Origin of the sequence: Pseudoxanthomonas koreensis, assembly GCF_010093225.1 — a bacterium.
GTDB classification, from domain to species: Bacteria; Pseudomonadota; Gammaproteobacteria; order Xanthomonadales; family Xanthomonadaceae; genus Pseudoxanthomonas; species Pseudoxanthomonas koreensis.
Window position 1 is genome coordinate 33712 of record NZ_PDWM01000019.1, and the last position, 22117, is coordinate 55828.

The 22117-nt window shown below is 71.2% G+C and carries 24 protein-coding genes; 18 read left to right on the forward strand and 6 right to left on the reverse strand.

The window, feature by feature from the left end; genetic code table 11:
- Nucleotides 1–39: 39 nt before the first annotated feature.
- On the forward strand, nt 40–2292 hold the full coding sequence (locus CSC64_RS07670; RefSeq protein WP_425501688.1) for a S9 family peptidase: 2253 nt from the start codon (nt 40–42) through the stop codon (nt 2290–2292).
- 99 nt (nt 2293–2391) lie between these two features.
- On the opposite strand, the gene CSC64_RS07675 is transcribed toward CSC64_RS07670, so the two are convergent.
- On the reverse strand, nt 2392–2880 hold the full coding sequence (locus tag CSC64_RS07675; protein WP_162434730.1) for a DUF4156 domain-containing protein: 489 nt from the start codon (nt 2878–2880) through the stop codon (nt 2392–2394).
- Nucleotides 2881–3058: 178 nt separating this feature from the next.
- Between CSC64_RS07675 and hemB the strand changes: the two genes are divergently transcribed.
- From hemB to CSC64_RS07695, 4 genes are all read left to right on the forward strand, one after another.
- On the forward strand, nt 3059–4048 hold the full coding sequence (hemB, locus tag CSC64_RS07680) for a porphobilinogen synthase (protein ID WP_162434731.1): 990 nt from the start codon (nt 3059–3061) through the stop codon (nt 4046–4048).
- Nucleotides 4049–4173: 125 nt separating this feature from the next.
- Nucleotides 4174–5025 carry a shikimate dehydrogenase gene (aroE, locus tag CSC64_RS07685; RefSeq protein WP_162434732.1) on the forward strand — a complete coding sequence of 284 codons (852 nt, stop codon included), beginning with the start codon at nt 4174–4176 and terminating at the stop codon, nt 5023–5025.
- Nucleotides 5026–5077: 52 nt separating this feature from the next.
- Entirely contained in the window at nt 5078–6232 is a 1155-nt protein-coding gene (locus CSC64_RS07690) for a DmpA family aminopeptidase (protein WP_162434733.1), read from the forward strand.
- A gap of 129 nt (nt 6233–6361) precedes the next feature.
- The gene (locus CSC64_RS07695) at nt 6362–7147 is read left to right on the forward strand and encodes a ThuA domain-containing protein (protein ID WP_162434734.1); all 786 of its coding nucleotides are present in this window, start codon (nt 6362–6364) and stop codon (nt 7145–7147) included.
- A 15-nt stretch (nt 7148–7162) separates the two neighbouring features.
- On the opposite strand, the gene CSC64_RS07700 is transcribed toward CSC64_RS07695, so the two are convergent.
- Nucleotides 7163–7396 (reverse strand): hypothetical protein, encoded by a 234-nt coding sequence (locus CSC64_RS07700; protein ID WP_162434735.1) that lies wholly within the window; start codon nt 7394–7396, stop codon nt 7163–7165.
- A 69-nt stretch (nt 7397–7465) separates the two neighbouring features.
- On the opposite strand from CSC64_RS07700, the gene CSC64_RS07705 reads away from it, so the two are divergent.
- On the forward strand, nt 7466–7732 hold the full coding sequence (locus CSC64_RS07705; RefSeq protein WP_162434736.1) for a YkgJ family cysteine cluster protein: 267 nt from the start codon (nt 7466–7468) through the stop codon (nt 7730–7732).
- A gap of 21 nt (nt 7733–7753) precedes the next feature.
- Here CSC64_RS07705 and CSC64_RS07710 read toward each other — a convergent pair whose 3' ends face one another.
- Nucleotides 7754–8305, reverse strand: a complete 552-nt coding sequence (locus tag CSC64_RS07710; RefSeq protein ID WP_162434737.1) for a gamma carbonic anhydrase family protein — start codon at nt 8303–8305, stop codon at nt 7754–7756.
- Nucleotides 8306–8353: 48 nt separating this feature from the next.
- On the opposite strand from CSC64_RS07710, the gene CSC64_RS07715 reads away from it, so the two are divergent.
- Together CSC64_RS07715 and xth are read left to right on the forward strand one after the other, a co-directional pair.
- Entirely contained in the window at nt 8354–9922 is a 1569-nt protein-coding gene (locus tag CSC64_RS07715; RefSeq protein ID WP_162434738.1) for a coniferyl aldehyde dehydrogenase, read from the forward strand.
- 51 nt (nt 9923–9973) lie between these two features.
- Nucleotides 9974–10744: an exodeoxyribonuclease III gene (gene xth, locus CSC64_RS07720; RefSeq protein WP_162434739.1), complete on the forward strand. Its 771-nt coding sequence runs from the start codon at nt 9974–9976 to the stop codon at nt 10742–10744.
- Nucleotides 10745–10831: 87 nt separating this feature from the next.
- On the opposite strand, the gene CSC64_RS07725 is transcribed toward xth, so the two are convergent.
- Complete coding sequence (locus CSC64_RS07725) at nt 10832–11083, reverse strand: GlsB/YeaQ/YmgE family stress response membrane protein (RefSeq protein WP_162434740.1); 252 nt, start codon at nt 11081–11083, stop codon at nt 10832–10834.
- Nucleotides 11084–11233: 150 nt separating this feature from the next.
- Here CSC64_RS07725 and CSC64_RS07730 point away from each other — a divergent pair, with 150 nt between their 5' ends.
- The 10 genes from CSC64_RS07730 to CSC64_RS07775 all read left to right on the forward strand — a co-directional run bounded on the left by CSC64_RS07730 (nt 11234) and on the right by CSC64_RS07775 (nt 19877).
- Nucleotides 11234–11845: a 4'-phosphopantetheinyl transferase family protein gene (locus tag CSC64_RS07730; protein ID WP_162434741.1), complete on the forward strand. Its 612-nt coding sequence runs from the start codon at nt 11234–11236 to the stop codon at nt 11843–11845.
- A 7-nt stretch (nt 11846–11852) separates the two neighbouring features.
- Nucleotides 11853–12494 carry a 16S rRNA (guanine(527)-N(7))-methyltransferase RsmG gene (rsmG, locus tag CSC64_RS07735; protein ID WP_162434742.1) on the forward strand — a complete coding sequence of 214 codons (642 nt, stop codon included), beginning with the start codon at nt 11853–11855 and terminating at the stop codon, nt 12492–12494.
- A gap of 58 nt (nt 12495–12552) precedes the next feature.
- Entirely contained in the window at nt 12553–13353 is an 801-nt protein-coding gene (locus tag CSC64_RS07740; RefSeq protein WP_162434743.1) for a ParA family protein, read from the forward strand.
- Nucleotides 13353–14273 (forward strand): ParB/RepB/Spo0J family partition protein, encoded by a 921-nt coding sequence (locus CSC64_RS07745; RefSeq protein ID WP_162434744.1) that lies wholly within the window; start codon nt 13353–13355, stop codon nt 14271–14273. The genes CSC64_RS07740 and CSC64_RS07745 overlap by 1 nt, the downstream gene beginning before the upstream one ends.
- 69 nt (nt 14274–14342) lie before the next feature.
- Nucleotides 14343–15065, forward strand: a complete 723-nt coding sequence (locus tag CSC64_RS07750; RefSeq protein WP_162434745.1) for a glycosyltransferase family 2 protein — start codon at nt 14343–14345, stop codon at nt 15063–15065.
- Nucleotide 15066: 1 nt separating this feature from the next.
- Entirely contained in the window at nt 15067–15414 is a 348-nt protein-coding gene (locus tag CSC64_RS07755; RefSeq protein ID WP_162434746.1) for a lipid-A-disaccharide synthase N-terminal domain-containing protein, read from the forward strand.
- Between the two features lie 99 nt (nt 15415–15513).
- Nucleotides 15514–17328 (forward strand): DUF885 domain-containing protein, encoded by a 1815-nt coding sequence (locus tag CSC64_RS07760; protein ID WP_162434747.1) that lies wholly within the window; start codon nt 15514–15516, stop codon nt 17326–17328.
- A gap of 231 nt (nt 17329–17559) precedes the next feature.
- Nucleotides 17560–17796, forward strand: coding sequence for a 50S ribosomal protein L28 (gene rpmB / locus CSC64_RS07765; RefSeq protein WP_019398348.1), 237 nt, complete (start codon nt 17560–17562; stop codon nt 17794–17796).
- Nucleotides 17797–17809: 13 nt separating this feature from the next.
- Nucleotides 17810–17974 (forward strand): 50S ribosomal protein L33, encoded by a 165-nt coding sequence (gene rpmG, locus CSC64_RS07770; RefSeq protein ID WP_036191471.1) that lies wholly within the window; start codon nt 17810–17812, stop codon nt 17972–17974.
- A gap of 292 nt (nt 17975–18266) precedes the next feature.
- On the forward strand, nt 18267–19877 hold the full coding sequence (locus CSC64_RS07775; protein WP_425501689.1) for an ArnT family glycosyltransferase: 1611 nt from the start codon (nt 18267–18269) through the stop codon (nt 19875–19877).
- 52 nt (nt 19878–19929) lie between these two features.
- Here the strand turns inward: CSC64_RS07775 and CSC64_RS07780 are convergent, their stop codons facing one another.
- Complete coding sequence (locus CSC64_RS07780; RefSeq protein ID WP_162434749.1) at nt 19930–21213, reverse strand: sensor histidine kinase; 1284 nt, start codon at nt 21211–21213, stop codon at nt 19930–19932.
- A complete protein-coding gene (locus CSC64_RS07785; RefSeq protein ID WP_162434750.1) occupies nt 21203–21901 on the reverse strand; it encodes a response regulator transcription factor in 699 nt (232 codons plus the stop codon). Before CSC64_RS07785 ends, CSC64_RS07780 begins: the two co-directional genes overlap by 11 nt.
- Between the last annotated feature and the right edge of the window lie 216 nt (nt 21902–22117).

Sequence of the window (22117 nt, forward strand, 5' to 3'; positions counted from 1 at the left end):
CTAGAATCGGTGTACCGATCGAACCAGGCCCGATCCCCGATGCGTTTCGCCCTCCCCGTCCTGCTGATGACCATGCTCGCCACCGCCCCGCTGCACGCGGAAAAGCTGACCCTCGAAGCGATCACCGGCCCGGCACCGCTGTCCGGCCCGACGCTGATGAAGCCGCAGGTGTCCCCGGACGGCACCCGCGTCACCTTCCTGCGTGGCAAGGACAGCGACCGCAACCGCCTGGACCTGTGGGAATACGACATCGCCAGCGGCCAGACCCGCCTGCTGGTCGATTCCAGCGTGGTCCTGCCCGGCACCGAGACCCTGAGCGATGCGGAGAAGGCGCGCCGCGAGCGCCAGCGCATCGCCGCGTACTCGGGCATCGTCGACTACCAGTGGGCGCCGGACGGCAAGGCGCTGCTGTTCCCGCTCGGCGGCGAACTGTATTTCTACGACCTGGGCCGTACCGGCGCCGCCGCGGTGCGCCGGCTCACCCGCGGCGAAGGCTTCGCCACCGACCCGCGCATCTCCCCGCGCGGCGGCCATGCCAGCTTCATCCGCGGCCGCAACCTGTGGACGATCGACCTGGCCAGCGGCGAAGAGGTCCAGCTCACCTTCGACGGCAGCGACACCATCGGCAACGGCGTGGCCGAGTTCGTCGCCGACGAGGAAATGGACCGCCACACCGGCTACTGGTGGGCGCCGGACGACAGCGCCATTGCTTTTGCCCGGATCGACGAATCGCCGGTGCCGGTGCAGAAGCGCTACGAGGTCTACGCCGACCGCACCGACGTGGTCGAGCAGCGCTATCCGGCCGCCGGCGACCGCAACGTCCTGGTGCAGCTGGGCGTGGTCGCGCCGAAGGCCGGGGCGAAGCCGCAGTGGATCGACCTGGGCCCGGAGCGCGACATCTACCTGGCCCGCGTCGACTGGCGCGATCCACAGCGGCTGACCTTCCAGCGCCAGTCGCGCGACCAGCAGACGCTGGAACTGGTCGAAACCACGCTGGCCACCGGCGTGCAGCGGGTGCTGGCCACTGAAACCTCGAAGACCTGGGTGCCGTTGCACAACAGCCTGCGCTTCCTGCCCGACGGACGCTTCCTGTGGTCGTCCGAGCGCAGCGGCTTCCAGCACCTGTACCTGGCCTCCGAAGACGCGGCCACGCCGGCTTCGATCAGGTTCGCTCCGCTGACCTCCGGCGAGTGGATCGTGGACGAAGTCGCGGGCCTGGATGCGCAGGCTGGCTGGGTATGGTTCACCGGCACGAAGGACTCGCCGCTGGAAAAGCACGTCTACCGCGTGCCGCTGGCCGGCGGCGCGGTGGAAAAGCTGTCGCAGGCGCCGGGCATGCACGCGGCCAGCTTCGCCCGCAACGCCAGCGTCTACGTCGACAGCTGGTCGGCACCGGAAGTGCCGCCGCAGATCGAACTGTTCCGCAACGACGGCACGAAGCTGGCGACGCTGCTGCGCAACGAGCTGACCGACGCCGACCACCCGTATGCGAAGTTCCGCGATGCGCAGCGGCCGGTCGAATTCGGCACGATCCCCGCCGCCGATGGCACCACCCCGCTGCACTACAGCCTGGTCAAGCCGGAGGGCTTCGATCCGGCGAAGAAGTACCCGGTGGTGGTCTTCGTCTATGGCGGCCCGGCCTCGCAGAAAGTGGCCCGCACCTGGGCCGCGGGCGGCGATGCGCTGTTCAACCAGTACCTGGCCCAGCAGGGCTACCTTGTGTTCTCGATCGACAACCGCGGCACGCCGCGCCGTGGCCGCGATTTCGGCGGCGCACTGTACGGCAGGCAGGGCACGGTGGAAGTGGACGACCAGCTGCGCGGGGTGCAATGGCTGAAGTCGCAGCCGTGGGTCGACCCGGCGCGGATCGGCGTGCACGGCTGGTCCAACGGCGGCTACATGACCCTGATGCTGCTGGCCCGCACCGATGCCTACGCCTGCGGCGTGGCCGGCGCGCCGGTGAGCGACTGGGCGCTGTACGACACCCATTACACCGAGCGCTACATGGGCCTGCCGGCCGCCAACCCGGACGGCTACCGCGACGCGCGCGTGCTGCAGCACATCGACGGCCTGGCCGGTGCGGACGCGCCGAAGCTGCTGCTGGTCCACGGCATGGCCGACGACAACGTACTGTTCACCAACTCCACCGCGGTGATGGCCGCGCTGCAGCAGCGCGGCCAGCCGTTCGAGCTGATGGCCTATCCCGGCGCCAAGCACGGCCTGTCCGGCAAGGACGCGCTGCACCGCTACCGGCTGGCCGGGGATTTCTTCGAGCGTTGCCTGAAGCCGTAAGCCGAGACGGCAGCGCCTGCGTGCCGCTCCCCGCTCCGGAAGGCGGATGAAAGCCGGTGCCGGCCGGCCGACCCAGTCTGCGCAATCGGTGCGACGCGATCAGTGCGGCCGGGTCGGCGTCTCCGGTTCGGCCGCCGCCGGCTCGGCGGCAGGCATCTCCGGCATGGTCGGCACCGCTTCCGGCGGCACCCAGATCGCCACGCCGACGGCCTTGCGCTGCTGGGTGGGGATGCCGATGCCGATGCCGCCGTAGGAGCTGCTGCCCCAGCTGCCGCCGCCCACCGAAACGCCGCCACCGGACGAGCCTGACGTGCCCACGCCCATGAGCACCACGCCGTTGGCGCCGAGCGCGGCCGCCTCGTTCTTCAGCCGGACGATGGCCGCGTCGGTCTGGCCCTGGGTGCCGAAGCCGATCGCGCTGCTGGATTCGATCTGGGCGATTTCCTGCGAGCCCGGCGGTACCGAGGTGTAGATCCGGACCAGGGACGGGTCGATCGGCGGACGGGCCTGGCCGACCATGACCTTGGATGTACCGGCGCAGCCGGCAAGAAGGAGTACTGCGGTCAGGACAGCGGTCTGCAGGCGCATGGCGATCCCCCGGAATGGCTTCGATGTCGGCGGATCATCCGCCTCCTGCGGTGAATCTACCGCTAACAGGACCGGTACGGATACGGGCAGGGGCATCGGCGCGGAAGTGTGCGCTGCGGCCAGGTCCACCGGCATCGCGGCGTATCATGGACCCCGGTTTTTTCCCCCGGAGCCCCCGATGAGCTTCCCCCAGGTCCGCCTGCGGCGCATGCGCCGCGACGACTTCTCCCGCCGGCTGATGCGCGAGCACGTGCTCACCAGCAACGACCTGATCTACCCGGTGTTCGTGCACGAGGAGCAGGGCCGCGCCCCGGTGCCTTCGATGCCGGGGGTGGAGCGGCTGTCGATCGACGAACTGCTGCGCGTGGCCGAGCAGGCGCTGGAGCTGGGCGTGCCGGTGCTGGACCTGTTCGGCGTGCCCGATCCGTCGGCCAAGACCGCCGACGGCCGCATCGCCTGGGACGAGGACGGGATCATCCCGCGCGCGATCCGCGCGCTGAAGTCGCGCTTCCCGGAACTGGGCGTGATGAGCGACCAGGCACTGGACCCCTACACCACCCACGGCCAGGACGGCCTGATCGACGAAAGCGGCTACATCCTCAACGACGACACCATCGAGGCGCTGGTGAAGCAGTCGCTGGCCCACGCCGCCGCCGGCGTCGACATCCTCTCACCCTCGGACATGATGGACGGGCGCATCGGCGCGATCCGCGACGCGCTGGAGGCCGCCGGTTTCATCAACACCCGGATCATGTCGTACGCGGCCAAGTACGCCAGCGCGTTCTACGGCCCGTTCCGCAGCGCGGTCGGCAGCGCCGGCAGCCTGGGCAAGGGCAACAAGTACACCTACCAGATGGACCCGGCCAACGCCGACGAAGCGCTGCGCGAGGTGGAACTGGACATCGCCGAAGGCGCGGACATGGTGATGGTCAAGCCGGGCTTGCCCTACCTGGACGTGATCCGGCGGGTGAAGGACGCGTTCGGCGTGCCGACCTTCGCCTACCAGGTCAGCGGCGAGTACGCGATGCTCAAGGCCGCCTCGGCCAACGGCTGGCTCGACGAGAAGGCCTGCGCGCTGGAAGCGCTGCTGGCGTTCAAGCGCGCCGGTGCCGACGGCGTGCTCACGTACTACGCGCTGGACGCGGCGCGCTGGCTGCGCGACGGCTGAAGTCCGGGGCTGTCGGCGGCGCGGGCGGCGCGGGCGGGAGTAGACTGCAGGTGAAGGCGACACCCGGCGCGTCCGGCTGTGATCGCTCCATGGCTGCGTTCCTTACCGAGGATCCATAACCCGTCATGTCCACCGCCCGCTACGCCGTCTTCGGCCACCCGATCGCCCACTCGCTCTCGCCCCTTATCCACGCCGCTTTCGCGCAACTGCGCGGCATCGCCCTGGAATACACCGCCATCGACGCCACGCCCGCGGACTTCCCCGCGGCACTGGCACGCTTCGCGGCCGAAGGCGGGCGCGGCTGCAACGTGACCCTGCCGCTGAAGGAAGCCGCCTTCGCCCTGAGCGCCACGACCAGCGAGCGCGCGCGCCGCGCCGGCGCCTGCAACACGCTCACCCGCGGCGACGACGGGCGCTGGCTCGGCGACAACACCGACGGCGCCGGCCTTGTCCGCGACCTCACCAGCCGCCACGGCCTGGACCTGCGCGCGCGCCGCACGCTGCTGATCGGTGCCGGCGGCGCCGCCCGCGGCGTGGCGCCGTCGCTGCTGGACGCCGGCATCGGCGAACTGGTGGTGGTCAACCGCACCCCCGAGCGTGCCGACGCGCTGGTCGATGCGCTCGGCGAACCCGGTCGCGCCCATTCGCGCTACTGGAAGGACCTGCGCGACCTGGGCGATTTCGAACTGATCGTCAACGCCACTTCGGCCGGGCGCGGCAACGGCGAAGGCTTCAGCGCGCCGCTGTCGCTGGTCAACAGCCGCACCGCGGCGGTGGACGTGAACTATGGCGAGGCGGCGATCCCCTTCCTCGCCTGGGCGCGCTCGGCCGGCTGCCGCGAGGTGGTCGACGGTTTGGGGATGCTGGTCGAACAGGCCGCCGAGGCCTTCGCCCTGTGGCATGGCGTGCGACCGCAGACCGATCCGGTCTACGCCCAGCTGCGCGAGCGCGACCGGATGCTGGTGACCGCGGACTGAGCCGCCGGCATCCGCGGCCGCAGCCGCGACCACATGGGCTAGCATCGGCGGCATGAGGTTCCTGCCCGCCCTGCTGCTCGCCGCCGCGTTCGTCGCGCCCGCCTTCGCCTCCGACGAGGCGCGCCCACGTGCGCGCGACGCCGGCATCGTGGTCGGCACCCTTCCGACCGGCGCGCACAATGCGATCACCGACGTGGAAGGCGTCGGCGTCGGCCACGCCACCCTGGTGCGCGGCCGCGAACTCAACACCGGCGTCACCGCGATCGTCCCGCATCCTGGCAACCTGTACCGGGAACGGGTGCCGGCGGCGATCGTGGTCGGCAACGGCTACGGCAAGCTGCTCGGCGTCACCCAGGTCGGCGAACTGGGCGAGCTGGAGGCGCCGGTGCTGCTCACCGGCACCCTGAGCGTGTGGAACGCGGCCGATGCGCTGGCCGGCCACCTGCTGGCACAGCCTGGCATGGAGCAGGTGCGTTCGATCAACCCGGTGGTCGGCGAGACCAACGACGGCTGGCTCAGCGACATCCGCGCGCGGCCGGTGGGTCCGGCGCAGGTGCAGCAGGCGCTGTCGCACCTGTCGTACGGCGCCGTGGAGGAAGGTGCGGTCGGTGCCGGCGCCGGCACCGTGGCGTTCGGCTGGAAGGGCGGGATCGGCACCAGCTCGCGCGCGCTGCCCGCCGCCGACGGCGGCTGGACCGTGGGCGTGCTGGTGCAGAGCAATTTCGGCGGCCACCTGACCGTGGCCGGGGTCCCGGTGTGGAAATCGCTGCCCGATCCCGAGGCGATGGCGAAGCTCGCCGCGCGCGAGCCACCGCCCTGGCGCGGCGACGGCAGCATCATGATCGTGGTCGCCACCGATGCCCCGCTGGACCCGTCCGCGCTGCGCAGGCTGGCCACGCGCGCGCTGACCGGCCTGGCGCGCACCGGCTCGGACATGTCCAACGGCTCGGGCGACTACGGGATCGCGTTTTCCACCGCCGCGCCGACCCGCCGCACCGCCGGGCCCGCGGTGCAGCCTGCCGCGAGCGTGGCCAACGACGGCATGACCGCACTGTTCCAGGCCACCGCCGAAGCGACCGAGGAGGCGATCCTCAACTCGCTGCTGCGCGCGCGCACCGTGCACGGCCACCGCGGCACCGCACCGGCGCTGCCGCTGGAACCGCTGCTGCGCGCACTCGACGCGGCGGGCGCCCGCGAGGCGCGCTGACTTCCACGGCGGCGATCGCGCCACAGCGCCGGGCAAGCGCCACCGCCACCGCCGCGAAGGCATACCACGCGGCAAAACCGGAATAGGCGCATGCGCCCGCCATGCGGCCCCAGCCGCTACGATCGGGTCATGAAGCGCTTCCTCCTCGCCTGCCTGCTGCTCGCCGCCGCGTTCGCCGCCCCCGCCTTCGCCGAAGGCCAGTTCCGGGTGCTGGTGGTCGCCATCCCCAACCGCTACCACCACGACTATGCGGTCGTGGCCAGGCCGCAGTTCGAGCGCATGGCGCTGGTGCACGGGTTCGACATGGACTGGAGCTGGAACACCAGCCCGTTCGACGGCGACCTGTCGCGCTACGCCGCCATCGTCCTGCTCAACACGCCCGGCGACGAGCTCGCGGGCGCGCAACGCACGGCACTCGAGGGCTACGTGCGCGCCGGCGGTGGCGTGGTCGCGGTGCACCGGGCGCTGATCTTCAATCCGCCCGGCGACTGGCCCTGGTTCGAGAAACTGGTCGGGCGCACGTTCCGGATCCACCCGATGGTGCAGACCGCGACCGTGCGGGTGGAGGACGCGTCGTTCCCGGCCGCCTTCGGCCTGCCCGCGCGCTGGATCTGGACCGACGAGTGGTACGAATTCAACGAGCCGCTGGTCCCGGGCCTGCGCACGGTGCTGTCGGTCGACGAACGCAGCTACGACCCGGCCCGGATCTGGCCCGGCCAGGTCGCACGCGGGATGGGCGCGGTGCATCCGGTGGCCTGGTACCACGCCTACGACGGCGGCCGGGTCTTCGTCACCGCGCTCGGCCACACGCCCGAGCTGTACGCGGACCGCCAGTACCTGGAACACCTGTACGGCGGCCTGTGGTGGGCCGCCACCGGCAAGGGCATCGAACCTGCGGAGCGCGGCGGCCGCTGAGGCCGCCGGCCCGGGTCAGCCGCGCGGCCCCTTGTAGACCGCCGCGTTGATGCAGGCGAACACGCTGACCACGAACCAGCCGAACGGAAACAGCGACAGGGTGATCAGCCAGGTGACCACGAACGCCAGGCAGGCGGCGAGGAACCACAGGATCGCCGAACCCAGCCGGCCCTGGATCAGCTGCCCCAGGCCGGGCACGAAGAAGCTGCAAAGCGCGGCAATCACGTTGCCGGTCGAACCCTGTGCCATCGTCCTCTCCCGCTCACCGGTGGAATGGCCTACAGGCTACCGCAGCGTCGTCGCGCCTACACTGTGTCGATGGTCACCGCCTTCACCTGCCGCGCCGGTTGCGGCGCCTGCTGCACGGCGCCGTCGATCCGCTCGCCGATCCCGGGCATGCCGCAGGGCAAGCCGGCCGGCGTGCCCTGCGTGCAGCTGGACGAAGCGCTGCGCTGCCGCCTGTTCGGCCGCCCGGAGCGCCCCGCGTTCTGCGCCTCGCTGAAACCGGGCCCGGACATGTGCGGCGCCAGCCGCGCCGAAGCGATGGCGATCCTGGCCGCCCTCGAAGCCGCCACCACCCCGTAGGGCGGGACTTGCCCGCTGGCTTCAGCCAGCCATCCCCAGGTACCGGTCCTTCAAGCGCACGTAGTGCGCCGCCGAGTAGTGCAGGCTCTCGATCTCGCGGTCGCCGAGCCGGCGCACGAACCGCGCCGGGTTGCCCACCCACAACTCCGCCTCGCCGACCACCTTGCCCGGACCGACCACCGCGCCGGCGCCGACGAAGCCGTACTTCTTCACCGTCGCCCCGTCGAGGATGCACGCGCCCATGCCGACCAGGCACAGGTCCTCGATGGTGCAGGCATGGATGATCGTGCCGTGGCCGATGGTCACGTCGGCGCCGATCAGGGTCGGATGGCCGGCCTTGTTGAACGGGCTGTGGTGGCTGACGTGGACGATGGTTCCGTCCTGCACATTGCTGCGCGCGCCGACGCGGATGAAGTTGACGTCGCCGCGCAGCACGCAGCCGGGCCACACCGACACGTCCTCGGCCAGTTCGACGTCGCCGATCACGGTGGCGGCCGGGTCGACGTAGACACGCTCGCCCAGGCGGGGGAGCTGGTCGAGGTAGGGGCGCTGCGAGGGGGGAAATCCGGCCATGGCCCATTGTATTGAATTCCCCTCCATGGCTGGCCGTAGACTGCGGCGATGACTTCGCCTGCCACGACTGCCGCCACGACTGCCGCCACGACTGCCGCCACGACCGCCGCTACGACTGCCGCCACCGCGACGATCACCGCCGCCAGTGCCGCGATCGCCGCCGCCGGCGCAACGCCCCGCGTGGCAACCGCCGCTGGCGGCACGCCGCGGGAGCCGGTGACCACGGTCGCAGGCCTGGAGCCCGCGCTGCGGCAGCTGCGCGATGCCTGGCAGGCGCAGCCTCCCGGCTACCCGCAGCGCCGCGCCGACCTGCAGCGCCTGCGCGCGGCCCTGAAGCGCCGCCTGCCGGACATGGCGGCCGCGATCGCCGCCGATTTCGGCCATCGCTCGCACGACGAAACCCTGCTCGCCGACGGCATGACCGTCCTGGCCGGTATCGACCACCTGCTGCGCCACCTGCGCGGCTGGATGAAACCGCGGCGCGTGGGCGCCGGCTGGCGGCTGTGGCCGGCGCGCGCGCAGCTGCGCCCGATGCCGCTGGGCGTGGTCGGGGTGATCGCGCCCTGGAACTACCCGGTGAACCTGGCGCTGATCCCGCTGGCCACCGCGATCGCCGCCGGCAACCACGTCTTCCTCAAGCCGTCCGAACACACGCCGCGGACCACCCGCTTCCTGTACGAGCTGCTGGCCGAGGTGTTCCCGGCCACGCGCGTGGCGGTCGCCGACGGCGGCGCCGAACTGGCCGGCGCGTTCGCCGCGCTGCCGTTCGACCACCTGGTGTTCACCGGCTCGACCGCGGTCGGCCGCAAGGTCATGGCCGCCGCCGCGGCCAACCTGACGCCGTTGACCCTGGAGCTGGGCGGCAAGTCGCCGCTGGTCCTGTGCGAGGACTATCCGCTCGAGCGCGCCGCCGCGCGGCTGGCCACCGGCAAGTGGTTCAACGCCGGGCAGACCTGCATCGCGCCCGACTATGTGCTCGTGGTTGGCGGCGAACGCGGCGACGCACTGGTGCAGGCGCTGCGCGCGCAGGTCGCCGCGCGCTACGGCGCCCTGTCCGGCGACGCGCCGGACTACACCCGCATCATCAACGACGCCCAGTTCGCGCGGCTGCAGGGCTACCTCGACGAAGCCCGCGCGCGCGGCTGCGAGGTGCTGCCGCTGGCCGCGACGCACGATCCGGCCCGGCGCCTGTTCGCGCCGACGCTGGTACTCGACCCGCCGGACGACCTGGCGCTGATGCGCGAGGAGATCTTCGGCCCGGTGCTGCCGGTGCTGCGGGTGGATTCGCTGGAGCAGGCGATCGGCTTCATCCACGCGCGGCCGCGGCCGCTGGCGCTGTATCCGTTCAGCCACGACCGCGGCCAGGTCGAGGCGATCCTGCGCTCCACCGTGGCCGGCGGCGTCACCGTCAACGACACCCTGCTGCATTTCGCCGCCGAGAACCTGCCGTTCGGCGGCGTCGGCGCCAGCGGCATGGGCGCCTACCACGGCCGCGCCGGCTTCGACGCGCTGTCGCGGATGCTGCCGGTGCTGTGGCAGGCGCGGCGCAGCGCCACCGACCTGCTGCGCCCGCCGTATCCGCGCATCCGGCGGATGATCGACCTGCTGCTGCGCTGAGCACGGCGCCGGGGAGGCTATCCTTGGCTCCCGCCCTTGTGCCGACGCGCCATGAAGATCGCCAGCTGGAACGTCAACTCGCTCAACGTGCGCCTGCCGCACCTGGAACAGTGGCTGCGCGCGTTCGGCCCGGACGTGGTCGGGCTGCAGGAAACCAAGCTGGAAGACCACAGGTTCCCTGACACCGCGCTGGCCGCGCTGGGCTACCGCAGCGTGTTCTCCGGGCAGAAGACCTACAACGGCGTGGCCATCCTCTCCCGTGAGGAACCGCGCGACGTGCTGGTCGGCGTTCCCGGCTTCGAGCACGAGCACCGCCGCGCGATCAGCGCCACCATCGGCGACCTGCGCGTGGTCAACCTGTACGTGGTCAACGGCCAGGACATCGGCACCGAGAAATACGAGCTCAAGCTCGCCTGGCTGGCGGCGGTGCGCGACTGGCTGGAACAGGAGGCGCGCGCGCATCCGCGGCTAGTGGTGCTGGGCGACTTCAACATCGCCCCGGACGAACGCGACGTGCACGACCCGGCGGTGTGGAGCGACAACCACATCCTCACCTCCGCACCCGAGCGCGCCGCACTGCGCGACCTGCTCGCCACCGGCTTGCACGACGGCTACCGCCTGCTGCACCAGGACGGCGGCGTGTTCAGCTGGTGGGACTACCGCCAGGCCGCGTTCCGCCGCAACCTGGGCCTGCGCATCGACCTGACCCTGGTCTCCGACGCGCTGCGCGCCCGGGTCGCCGCCGCCGGCATCGACCGTAAACCACGCACCTGGGAGCGGCCGAGCGACCACGCCCCGGCCTGGATCGAGCTGGCCGGCTGAGCGGCCGCGCCGGAAAAGACGAAGGCCCGGCATGGCCGGGCCTCCGTCCCCTCGTCGTGCCGCGGCCCGGGGCCGCCGGCAACAGCGTCAGCGCACCTTGCCGCGGGTGAACAGGTTCACGATCGCCAGCAGGATGACCGCGCCGATGACCGAGAACAGGAAGGTGCGCAGGGTGATGGCCTGGTTGATGCCGCCCCCGAAGATCCATCCGGCCAGAGCCGCGCCGACGATGCCGACCACGATGTTGAGCAGGATCCCCTGCTGCGCGTCGCGGCGCATGACCAGGCTGGCCAGCCAGCCGACGATGCCGCCTATGATCAACCAGATGATGATGCCCATGCTGTGCTTCTCCTCAGGTCCTCAAGGGTCACCCCGGCAACCGGGGTGGGCCCGGCCATCAGACGCGCGCCGGCGTGAAGCGCCTGTATATCCCCGGCCGCGCCCGCTTGTGCGCCGGTTGCATACGGACCGGCACCGGGCACTGCGGCCATGAGCGACCCACGGCCGCTGGCGCAATGGCGATTCGGCCCGGTGCAGGTACAGGCGCTGGCGCACGTGCCCGGCCAGCGCGGCGAACCGCAGGTGCGCGGCCTGATCGCCGGCTGGCTGGGGGCCGGCGACGAGGACAGCCTGCCGCTGGTGCGCGAGGACAGCGGCCGGCCACGCCTGATCGCGCCCTTCGGCGACCGCGACGCCGGCTGGAGCCACAGCGGCGAACGCCTGCTGCTGGCGCTGGGCCGCGACGTCACCCTGGGCGTGGACCTGGAACGGCGGCGCCCGCGCCCGCGCGCGCTGGAACTGGCGCAGCGCTACTTCGCCCCGGCCGAGGCCGAGTACCTGCACGCACTCGCGCCGGAACCACGCGAGGCCGCGTTCCTGCGCCTGTGGTGCGCCAAGGAGGCGGTGCTGAAAGCGCATGGCCGCGGCCTGGCCTTCGGCCTGCACCGGCTGCAGTTCGACCTCGACGGCGAAAGCGGCGAAGCGCCGCTGCGCCTGCGCGCCAGCGATCCGGAACTGGGCGACCCGGCGGACTGGCAACTGCACGAATGGGCCCCGCAGCCCGGCTACCTCGCCGCCCTCGCCTGGCGCCATCGACGATAATCGGCAGATGGACACCGACTTCTCCCCGGCCCTGCGCCAGCGCCTGGACGACGGCCTGGCCGCGCTCGGGCTGGACCGCGCCCTGGCCGCGCCGCTGCTGGATTACCTGACGCTGCTGCTGCGCTGGAACCGCACCTACAACCTCACCGCCATCCGCGACCCGGACGAGATGGTCACCCGCCACCTGCTCGATTCGCTGGCCATGCACCCGTACGTACAGCCCGGCGCGCTGGCCGACCTTGGCACCGGCCCGGGCCTGCCCGGCATCCCGCTGGCGATCGCGTGCCCGGGCCTGCGCGTGACCCTGGTGGAAAGCAACGGCAAGAAGGCCCGCTTCCTGCGCGAGGCGGTGCGCCAGCTCGGGCTGGGCCAGCGCGCACGGGTGGCCGAGTGCCGCGCCGAGGCGCTGGACGAACCCGGCGCCTACGCCCAGGTCACCGCCCGCGCCTTGGACACCCTGGCCGGGATCCTGGAGGTCGGAGGCCACCTGCTGGCGCCGCAGGGCCGGCTGCTGGCGATGAAGGGCGTGCACCCGGCCGCGGAAATCGCCGCCCTGCCCCCCGGCTGGGCCGCGCTGGCGGTGCATCCGCTCACGGTTCCGGGGCTGGACGCCGAGCGTCACCTGGTCGAGGTGGGCCGGGCGGCGTGAAATTTGCATAATGGCCCGTTCCGGACCTTCGCGGTCCCGCAGTCGAGGCAGTCCCCGCATGGCCCGCATCATCGCCATCGCCAACCAGAAGGGTGGCGTCGGCAAGACCACCACGGCGGTCAACCTGGCCGCCGCGCTGGCGCGCACGCCCAAGCGCGTGCTGCTGGTGGACCTGGACGCCCAGGGCAACGCCACCATGGGCAGCGGCGTGGACAAGCGCGAGCTGGAAGCGTCGACCTGCGACGTGCTGCTGGGCGAAAGCGACGCGCGCCCGGTCGTGGTCACCACCGCCGAGGGCTTCGACCTGCTGCCGGGCAACATCGACCTGACCGCCGCCGAGATCCAGCTGATGGACGTCGACGGCCGCGAGCAGAAGCTCAAGGTGGCGCTGGAACCGCTGCGCGGCGACTACGACTTCATCATCATCGACTGCCCGCCGGCGCTGTCGCTGCTGACCCTCAACGCGCTCACCGCCGCCGACTCGGTGATCGTGCCGATGCAGTGCGAGTACTACGCACTGGAAGGCCTGAGCGCGCTGGTGGAGACCATCGAGGCGCTGCGCCAGCGGCTCAACCCGACGCTGGAGATCGAAGGCGTGCTGCGGACCATGTTCGACGTGCGCAACAACCTGGCCAATGCGGTGTCGGCCGAACTGACCGAACACTTCGGCGACAAGGTGTTCCGCACCATCGTGCCGCGCAACGTGCGCCTGGCCGAGGCGCCCAGCCACGGCCAGAGCATCGTCGGCTACGACCGCGCCTCGCGCGGCGGCGTGGCCTACCTGGGCCTGGCCGGCGAAGTGATCCGCCGCCAGGCCGAACGCGCGCGCGGCCCCGCCCGCCCGGTGGAGGTCGCCTGATGGCCACGGCGAAGAAGCGCGGCCTCGGCCGCGGACTGGAAGCGCTGCTCGGTCCCAAGGGCGCCGCCGCCGCCACCCAGCCCGAACAGGTCGGGCAGCCGCAGCCGGGCGACGTGCTGCGCAGCCTGCCGGTGGCCCAGCTGCAGCCGGGCAGGTACCAGCCGCGCCGCGACATGGACCCGGCCAAGCTCGAGGAGCTGTCGGCCTCGATCCAGGCCCAGGGCGTGATCCAGCCGATCGTCGTCCGCGAACTGGCGCCGGGCCAGTACGAGATCGTCGCCGGCGAACGCCGCTGGCGCGCCTCGCAGCTGGCCGGCCTGGGCGAAGTGCCGGTGGTGGTGCGCGAGCTGGACGACCGCACCGTCATCGCCATGGCGCTGATCGAGAACATCCAGCGCGAGGACCTCAACCCGCTGGAAGAGGCGCAGGCGCTGCAGCGGCTGATCGACGAATTCTCGCTGACCCACGCCGAGGCCGCCGCCGCGGTCGGCCGTTCGCGCGCGGCGGTGTCCAACCTGCTGCGCCTGCTCGACCTGCCGCCGGCGATCCGCGCCCTGCTCGAAGCACGGCGGCTGGAAATGGGCCACGCCCGCGCCCTGCTCACGCTGTCGCCGGAACTGGCCAGCAAGCTGGCCTACGAGGCGGCCGAGCACGGCTGGTCGGTGCGCGAGGTCGAACACCGCGCCCAGCAGTTCGCCGCCGGCAAGCTGCCGGCCGGCGGCAATGCCGCCCGCAAGGCCAAGGCCGCGGCGGCGCAGCAGCCGGACATCGCCTCGCTGGAGAACGAACTGTCCGAAGCGCTCGGCGCCAGGGTGGCGATCGCCCATGGCAAGGGCGGCAAGGGCAGGCTGGTGATCCACTACACCGACCTGGACACCCTCGACGGCGTGCTCGAGCGCCTGCGCACCCGCCAGGCCTGACCCCGCGCCGCGATTCACTGTTCATCCGGCGCTTGCGACAATGCCGGCAGCCGACCAGGGTCCCCCCCCATGACCTCCCCTGAGCTTTCCGTCGTCGTTCCGGTGTTCAACGAACGCGACAACATCCCCCCGCTCGTCGACGAGATCGTGGCCGCCCTGCGCGGCCACGTGCCTTTCGAGATCGTCTACGTCGACGACGATTCGAAGGACGATTCGCTGGCCGTGCTGCAGTCGCTCAAGGCACGGGTGCCGGAGCTGCGCGTACTGCACCATGCCAGCCAGAGCGGGCAGAGCACCGCGGTGCGCAACGGCGCCAAGGCTGCGCGCGGCGCCTGGATCGCCACCCTCGACGGCGACGGCCAGAACGACCCGGCCGACATCCCGAAGCTGCTGGCCGCGCGCGACGCCGCCGCGCCGGAGGTGAAGCTGTTCGCCGGCTGGCGCGTGGCGCGGCAGGACTCCGGTTCCAAGCGCTGGGCCAGCCGCTGGGCCAACCGCATCCGCGCGCGGATGCTGCGCGACGACACGCCCGACACCGGCTGCGGGATCAAGCTGTTCGAACGCGCCGTGTTCCTCGAGCTGCCCTACTTCGACCACATGCACCGCTACCTGCCGGCGCTGGTGCAGCGCGCGGGCTGGAAGACGCAGAGCGTGCCGGTCAACCACCGCCACCGCACCGCCGGCGTGTCCAAGTACAACAACCTGGGCCGCGCCCTGGTCGGCATCCGCGACCTGCGCGGCGTGGCCTGGCTGATCACCCGCAGCCGCCGCACCGCGGTGGAGGAATTCTGAGATGGGCGCCGAACTGCACTGGCTCGACCAGCCGCTGACCTGGCTGTTCTGGACCGGCCTGCACGTCACCGGGTGGAAGCTGATCGGCTATACCGGCGCGCTGATGTTCGGCGCGCGCTGGCTGGTCCAGTTCGTCGCCACCCGCCGCGCCGGCAAGCCGGTGATCCCGCGGCTGTTCTGGTACATGAGCGTCATCGGCAGCCTGATGACGCTGAGCTACTTCCTGTTCTCGGCCAAGCAGGATTCGGTGGGCGTGCTGCAGAACCTGTTCCCCAGCTTCGTGGCCGTCTACAACCTGGTACTGGACATCCGCCACCGCGGCTGGCGGCGCGAACGGGCCACGCACTAGGGGATGACGGCGCGGAGCCGCAGCCCCCACTTCCGGGCCATGACCCCCCGGTGCGGGCGATGGGATGATCGGGCTTTCCCGCCGATGTCCAAGCCCCGCATGATCCGTCCGCTTTCCGCCGCCCTCCTGCTCGCCCTGTCCCTGCACGCCCTGCCGGCACCGGCTGCCGACACGCCCGCCGCCGCAGCCAGCGCCGAAACCGCAGCCGATGCCGCGTTCCGCGCCATCTATACGAAGGAATGGGCCTGGCGACGCGCGCAGGAAGGCGCGGGCGACGAGGACAGCGTCGCCGAGGAGGGCAACCTCAACCCGAAGCTGCCCGACGTGTCGCCGGCCGCGCAGCAGGCGCGGCTGCAGGTGTGGGACGACGTGCTGCGCCAGCTCGAAGCGATCGACCCGGCACGGCTGTCGCCGGCCAACCGGATCAACCTGGCGATCTACCGCGACCAGGTCCGCAACCTGGCCGACGAGACCCGGCTGCGCGGCTACGAGATGCCGTTCAACTCGGACAGCTCGTTCTGGGCCAACCTCAACTTCATGGCGCGGCGGCCGATGCACACCGCCGAGGCGCATCGCGCCTACATCGCCCGGCTCAACGACGTGCCGCGCTATTTCGACCAGCAGGTCGACAACATGCGTGCCGGCCTGGCGCGCGGCTTCAGCGTGCCGCGCGCGGTGCTCGACGGCCGCGAAGGCTCGATCGCCGCGGTCGCCAACCTGCAGGATCCGACCCAGTCGCCGCTGTACGCGCCGTTCAAGCAGTTGCCGGCACGCATCCCCGCCGCCGAGCAGCAGGCGCTGCGCGAGGCCGCGCAGGCGGCGATCCGCGATTCGGTGGTGCCGGCGTTCGCGCGGCTGCAGGTGTTCTTCCGCGAGGAGTACGTGCCGGGCGCGCGGACCACGCTGGCCGCCAGCGCGATGCCCGGCGGCAAGGACTACTACCGCCAGCAGATCCGCGAATACACCACCCTGGACCTGACTCCGGAGGAGATCCACCGCATCGGCCTGGCCGAAGTGGCGCGCATCCAGCGCGAGATGGACGCGATCATCGACCAGGTCGGTTTCAAGGGCGACAGCAAGGCGACCCGCTTCCAGGATTTCCTGCGCTTCCTGCGCAGCGACCCGCAGTTCTACGCCACCACGCCGCAGCAGCTGCTCGACCGTGCCGCCTGGATCTCCAAGCGCGCCGACGGCGAGGTCGGCAAGTTCATCGGCACCCTGCCGCGCGGCCGCTTCACCATCGTGCCGGTGCCCGACGACATCGCCCCGTTCTGGACCGCCGGCCGCGGCGGCCTGGGCACCTACTGGCTGAACACGTACGACCTGCCCTCGCGCCCGCTGTACAACCTGCCGGCGCTGACCCTGCACGAGTCTTCGCCCGGCCATTCGCTGCAGGCCGCGCTGAGCCAGGAGCAGGGCGAACTGCCGGCGTTCCGCCGCGACAGCTACATCTCCGCCTACGGCGAGGGCTGGGCGCTGTATACCGAGAAGCTGGGCAAGGAGATGGGCATCTACGAGACGCCCTACGAGGACTTCGGCCGGCTGACCTACGAGATGTGGCGCGCGGCCCGGCTGGTGATCGACACCGGCCTCCACCACTACGGCTGGAGCCGCGACCAGGCCCTGGCCTACCTGCGCGACCGCACCGCCCTGTCCGAGCACGAGGTCACCACCGAGGTCGACCGCTACATCTCCTGGCCGGGGCAGGCGCTGAGCTACAAGCTGGGCGAGATCGCCATCGTCCGCCTGCGGGCCAGGGCCGAAGCCGAACTGGGCGACCGCTTCGACATCCGCGCCTTCCACGACGCGGTCCTGGCCGAAGGCTCGGTGCCGCTGCCGGTGCTGGAGGAGCGGATCGGCGCCTTCATCGAGCGGTCCCGGGCCGGAACCGGCGGGGCCACCCGGGCGCCCTGAGCCGGGCGGGAACCCGGTTGCAATCAGCCACTTGGGCCGGCATAATTACCGGCTCGCTGCGTCCGGCCTGTCCGGATCGGCGGCCCGGGAACGCGATCCGGGGCCGCCACGGCATCGAACTCCTTCCCGCATCGCGTACGGCCGGCTCGACGCTCCTTCCAGGCGCGGGGACCCGTCCGCAGGGCCGCCGTCTCCCGGGCTATGGGCGACACCAGACCTTTCGAGGTGCGTATGTCCCGCGTTTGCCAAGTTACCGGCAAGGGCGTGCAGACCGGCAACAACGTCTCGCACGCAAACAACAAGACCCGCCGCCGTTTCCTCCCCAACCTGCACGAGCGCCGCTTCTGGGTGGCCTCCGAGAACCGTTGGGTGAAGCTGCGTGTTTCCACCGCTGCCCTGCGCACCATCGACAAGAACGGCATCGACGCCGTCCTGGCCGAGCTGCGTGCGCGCGGCGAGAAGATCTGAGGAGTAATCGACCATGGCATCCAAGCGCGACAAGATCCGCCTGATCTCCTCGGCCAACACCGGCCACTTCTACACCACCGACAAGAACAAGAAGAACACGCCGAACAAGATGGAGATCAAGAAGTACGATCCCGTCGTTCGCAAGCACGTGATCTACAAGGAAGGCAAGATCAAGTAAGCCCGGTCGCCTTCCGGTTCTGGAAAAGCCCGCCTTCTGGCGGGCTTTTTCTTTTCCTACATTCTTCCGACAGGCCATGCGCCAACCTCGCCGGCCACGGCGGTTGCGCCCGGAGCGCGCAGGAGCCTCCAGCGCCCCCGCGGCATCCGCGGCATCCGCGGCATCCGGAAGGGGTACTGGTCGCATGGGCAGCGCAGGAGCAGCGGCCGGGGGAGATTCCGGCAAACGGAGTTCGGCCAGGCATTGGCTGGCCTGGGTGCTGGTGGCCCTGGCCCTGGCGGCGGGTATCGGCATGCGCGCGCCTTCGCCGCCGGACGAACCGCGCTTCGTCCTCGCCGCGAAGGCGATGGAGGCCTCCGGGCAGTGGCTGCTCCCGCATCGCGGCATCGAGCTCTACGCCGAAAAGCCGCCGGTGTTCATGTGGCTGCAGGCGCTGTCGCACCGGCTGCTGGGCGACTGGAACCTGGCCTTCCTGCTGCCTTCGCTGCTGGCGGGCCTGCTCTGCCTGTGGCTGACCCACGACCTCGGGCGCCGGCTGTGGGGCAGGAAGGTGGCCAGGCATGCCGCGCTGGCCCTGTTCTGCACGCTGCAGTTCGGGCTGATGGCCAAGCGCGCGCAAATCGACATGGTCCTGGTGGCGATGACCACGCTTGCGCTGTGGGCGCTGTGCCGGCACCTGCTGCGCGGGCCGTCGTTGCCCTGCCTGGCGCTGGCCGGTTTCGCCGCGGGCCTGGGGACGGTGACCAAGGGCGTGGGCTTCCTGCCCTTGCTGGTGCTGCTGCCGTGGGTGGTGCTGCGGTGGCGGCGCAAGGCTCCCGTGGTCGCGGGTGCGCCACTCGGCTGGGCATGGCTTCCCACGGGATTCCTTGCCGGCGTCGGCATCTGGCTGGTGCCGCTGGGCCTGGCCCTGCTGCGCCCGCATGGCGCCGAACTGGATGTCTACGCACGCGACATCCTGCTGCGCCAGACCGGCACCCGCTACGTCGCCGCCTGGCACCACGTCCAGCCCGCCTGGTACTACCTGCAGGTCATCCTGACCCTGTGGCTGCCGGGCAGCCTGCTGCTGCCCAGGCTCGTGCCTGCCTGGTACAGGCGCCTGCGCCGCTGGGATCCACGCCAGGTACTGCTGCTCGGCTGGGCCGCGCTGGTGCTGGTGTTCTTCAGTGCGACGCCGGGCAAGCGCGAGGTGTACATCCTCCCCGCCCTGCCGGCCCTGTGCGTGGCCGCCGCCCCGTTGCTTCCCGGGCTGCTGCGCATGGCCTGGGCGCGACGCTGCCTGCGGGCCTATGCCATCGTGCTGGCCATCGCCGCGCTGGCGACCGGCGCGATCCTCATGTTCGAACCGGGGCTGTTCCGCGCCAGCCTGTCCGGCCGCGACCTGGACCCGGGCGCGGTGCACGCGCTCGCCACCTGGCTGCTGGTGCTGGGCGTCGCACTGGTGCTGGTGGCCGGCATCTTCCGCGCGCATCCCGGGCGGGCCACGGTGGCGGCCACCGTCCTGCTCTGGACCGTGTACGGGATCGGACTGATGCCCACGCTCGATCCGTTTGCCTCCTCCGCCCGGCTCATGCAGAAGGTGGAGGAGCGGATGGCGCCCGGCGATGCACTGGGCATGGTCGACTGGCGCGAGCAGAACTACCTGCAGGCACGCCGCGCACCGGTGGACTTCGGCTTCAAGGCCCCAGTGGATACGCAGTGGCAGCGCGCGTTCGCATGGCTTGGCGAATGGCCGCGGCAGCGATGGGTCCTTGCGTCGCGGCAATCGCTGCACGCCTGCCTGGACCGCGACCAGGTGCTGGAGGTGGGCCAGTCCAACCGCAATACGTGGCTGCTGGTGCCCGGAACGGCCATGACCGGGGACTGTGCCGTTCCTGTTGCGCGCGAGCCGATGCCCGTCCCGTGATGGCGCCACCGGCGGTGGAATCCGGAGTTGCGCTGGCCGCGATCCCGCGCGGTCACGGATCCGCAGGAGGGGCCGGCAGGACCAGGCGCGCCACCGTGCCCCGGCCGGCATCCGAACGCACTTCCAGCGTCCAGCCCAGGTGTTCGCACAGGCGGGCGATGAGGTCCAGGCCGATACCGCCGCCCATGCGCTCGCCGCCGCCCCGGGCAAGCCTGGCGTAGATCGCGCTGATCTCCTCCGGCGTCATGCCATGCCCCGGATCGGAGATCACCACGGTCGCCGGCGCCTCCACCCGGACTTCGATGGTGCCGCGATCGCTGTTCTCGATCGCGTTGCGCAGCAGGTTCCCGATCGCGGTCTGCAGCACCGGCAGCGGCGCCACCACTTCGGCGCCGGAGTCGCCGGGGAAGGCGATGGACAGGTCCTTGCCCTGGCTCAGGTGGCCATGCTGCTCGATGATTTCCGCGATCAACGGGCCCAGCGGAATCCGTTCCGCCGCCCGCGCCAGGCGCGAGGGATCCTTCGCCAGCACCAGCAGCATGCTGACCAGGCTTTCCACGTCGCGGGCGGTACCGCGGATCCGGCCCAGCTGACGGCGTACCGGGACCGGCATGTCCGCCTGTTCCAGCGCGATCTCGCTGGCCCCGGCGATGACCGCGATCGGGGTGCGCAGCTCGTGGCTGGCCATGTCGATGAAGGCGCGCTCGCGCTCGACGAAGGCATCGTTGCGGCGCAGGTAATCGTTGAGCGCGTCGGTGATCACCACCAGTTCGGTCGTGGCCCGGTCCGGGACATCGATCCGCTGGCCGGGCTGGTCCGGCTTCAACGCGCCGATCCGGCTGGCGACGATGGTCAGCGGGCGGACGAGGCGATCGACGCCCCAGAACACCGCCAGGCTGACCAGCACCATCGTGGTGACCGCCGATCCCATGACGGTGAGCCACATGTCGACCTCGCGCCGCTCCAGGTCGGTGATGTCCAGGGCCAGCGCGATGCGGCCGCCGTCGACTTCGCGGATCAGGGCCACCCGCTCGATCCCGCCGATGAACACCTCGTCATGCACGCCCGGCGGCAGCCCCCGCAGTTCCGCCGGCAGCGGCGCGGTGCGGCCGTCGAGCAGCGCCATGCTCGAAGTGTCGACCCAGCGGTAACCGGGATCCTCCCTGAGCCGCTGCTGGATGTGGTCCATCTCCGAGTCCAGCAGGGTCTGCCACACCAGGGCTTCGGCATGCTCGTTGACCACCACGCCATGGACGATCACCGCCAGGGTCAGCACGAAGGCGTAACCGAGCAGGCCAATCAGGATCCGCCGGCGCAGGCTGCTTCTAGCGGCCATCGGCGGACTCCTTCGCCGTCGCCGCGGCGAGACGGTAGCCGATCCGGGGAATGGTCTGGATCAGCTTCTCCTCGAACGGCCCGTCGACGCTGCGGCGCAGTTCGTAGATGTGGGAACGCAGCATGTCGCCGTCCGGCGGGCTGTCGCCCCACAGCGCGAACTCCAGGCGCTGGCGCGTCACCGCACCCGGGCTGGCCTGCATCAGTTCCTCCAGCAGCCTGCGGCCGGCCGGGAACAGATGCAGCGACTGCCCGCGGCGGGTGGCCTCCAGGGTCGCCATGTCCAGCTTGAGGTCCGCGACCTGCAGGATCCTGCCCTTGCGGCGCCCGCCTGCCCGCGCCAGCAGCGCTTCCAGCCGCACTTCAAGTTCCGGCAGTTCGAACGGCTTGGTCAGGTAGTCGTCGGCACCGGCGCGGAACCCGGCGATCTTGTCGGGAAGTTCGTCGCGCGCGGTGAGCATCAGCACCGGCGCTTCGATGCCCGCTTCGCGCAGCTTCCTGAGCACGTCGGGCCCGTCCATGCGCGGCAGCATCCAGTCGAGCACGATCGCGTCGAACGCATGGGTCACCGCCAGGTGCAGGCCGGTGAGCCCGTCGGGCGCCGCGTCGAGCACATGCCCACGCGCCTCGAAGTATTCGAAGAGGTTGGCGACCAGGCTCCGGTTGTCTTCGACGACGAGAATCCGCATGGCCGCTTCCGGGGAATGAGGCGAAGCTTCCGGCGCATGCGGCGCTTTGTCCAGCGCCGTGCCATGGGCTGAACGGCGATTCATGCGGTGGCAGCGGATTAACCCGGCGGCCATGGATCTCCGACCGCTTTCCGACAACACGGCACCGATCATCGCGCCCGTCCTCCGCGTGGCATCGACGTTCCCGCATGCAGTTTCCCGCCCTCCTCCCCGCGT

What these genes read in the sequence shown, in the direction of transcription:
- CSC64_RS07775 (WP_425501689.1), top strand. Translation starts at nt 18,267, where the DNA reads ATGCGCGCGCCTTCGCCGCCGGACGAACCGCGCTTCGTCCTCGCCGCG.
- CSC64_RS07730 (WP_162434741.1), top strand. Translation starts at nt 11,234, where the DNA reads ATGAGCGACCCACGGCCGCTGGCGCAATGGCGATTCGGCCCGGTGCAG.
- rpmB (WP_019398348.1), top strand. Translation starts at nt 17,560, where the DNA reads ATGTCCCGCGTTTGCCAAGTTACCGGCAAGGGCGTGCAGACCGGCAAC.
- CSC64_RS07670 (WP_425501688.1), top strand. Translation starts at nt 40, where the DNA reads ATGCGTTTCGCCCTCCCCGTCCTGCTGATGACCATGCTCGCCACCGCC.
- CSC64_RS07715 (WP_162434738.1), top strand. Translation starts at nt 8,354, where the DNA reads ATGACTTCGCCTGCCACGACTGCCGCCACGACTGCCGCCACGACTGCC.
- CSC64_RS07750 (WP_162434745.1), top strand. Translation starts at nt 14,343, where the DNA reads ATGACCTCCCCTGAGCTTTCCGTCGTCGTTCCGGTGTTCAACGAACGC.
- CSC64_RS07780 (WP_162434749.1), bottom strand. Translation starts at nt 21,213, where the DNA reads ATGGCCGCTAGAAGCAGCCTGCGCCGGCGGATCCTGATTGGCCTGCTC.
- CSC64_RS07705 (WP_162434736.1), top strand. Translation starts at nt 7,466, where the DNA reads ATGGTCACCGCCTTCACCTGCCGCGCCGGTTGCGGCGCCTGCTGCACG.
- rsmG (WP_162434742.1), top strand. Translation starts at nt 11,853, where the DNA reads ATGGACACCGACTTCTCCCCGGCCCTGCGCCAGCGCCTGGACGACGGC.
- CSC64_RS07700 (WP_162434735.1), bottom strand. Translation starts at nt 7,396, where the DNA reads ATGGCACAGGGTTCGACCGGCAACGTGATTGCCGCGCTTTGCAGCTTC.
- CSC64_RS07695 (WP_162434734.1), top strand. Translation starts at nt 6,362, where the DNA reads ATGAAGCGCTTCCTCCTCGCCTGCCTGCTGCTCGCCGCCGCGTTCGCC.
- CSC64_RS07690 (WP_162434733.1), top strand. Translation starts at nt 5,078, where the DNA reads ATGAGGTTCCTGCCCGCCCTGCTGCTCGCCGCCGCGTTCGTCGCGCCC.
- CSC64_RS07745 (WP_162434744.1), top strand. Translation starts at nt 13,353, where the DNA reads ATGGCCACGGCGAAGAAGCGCGGCCTCGGCCGCGGACTGGAAGCGCTG.
- CSC64_RS07760 (WP_162434747.1), top strand. Translation starts at nt 15,514, where the DNA reads ATGATCCGTCCGCTTTCCGCCGCCCTCCTGCTCGCCCTGTCCCTGCAC.
- CSC64_RS07675 (WP_162434730.1), bottom strand. Translation starts at nt 2,880, where the DNA reads ATGCGCCTGCAGACCGCTGTCCTGACCGCAGTACTCCTTCTTGCCGGC.
- xth (WP_162434739.1), top strand. Translation starts at nt 9,974, where the DNA reads ATGAAGATCGCCAGCTGGAACGTCAACTCGCTCAACGTGCGCCTGCCG.
- CSC64_RS07755 (WP_162434746.1), top strand. Translation starts at nt 15,067, where the DNA reads ATGGGCGCCGAACTGCACTGGCTCGACCAGCCGCTGACCTGGCTGTTC.
- aroE (WP_162434732.1), top strand. Translation starts at nt 4,174, where the DNA reads ATGTCCACCGCCCGCTACGCCGTCTTCGGCCACCCGATCGCCCACTCG.
- rpmG (WP_036191471.1), top strand. Translation starts at nt 17,810, where the DNA reads ATGGCATCCAAGCGCGACAAGATCCGCCTGATCTCCTCGGCCAACACC.
- CSC64_RS07710 (WP_162434737.1), bottom strand. Translation starts at nt 8,305, where the DNA reads ATGGCCGGATTTCCCCCCTCGCAGCGCCCCTACCTCGACCAGCTCCCC.
- CSC64_RS07740 (WP_162434743.1), top strand. Translation starts at nt 12,553, where the DNA reads ATGGCCCGCATCATCGCCATCGCCAACCAGAAGGGTGGCGTCGGCAAG.
- hemB (WP_162434731.1), top strand. Translation starts at nt 3,059, where the DNA reads ATGAGCTTCCCCCAGGTCCGCCTGCGGCGCATGCGCCGCGACGACTTC.
- CSC64_RS07785 (WP_162434750.1), bottom strand. Translation starts at nt 21,901, where the DNA reads ATGCGGATTCTCGTCGTCGAAGACAACCGGAGCCTGGTCGCCAACCTC.
- CSC64_RS07725 (WP_162434740.1), bottom strand. Translation starts at nt 11,083, where the DNA reads ATGGGCATCATCATCTGGTTGATCATAGGCGGCATCGTCGGCTGGCTG.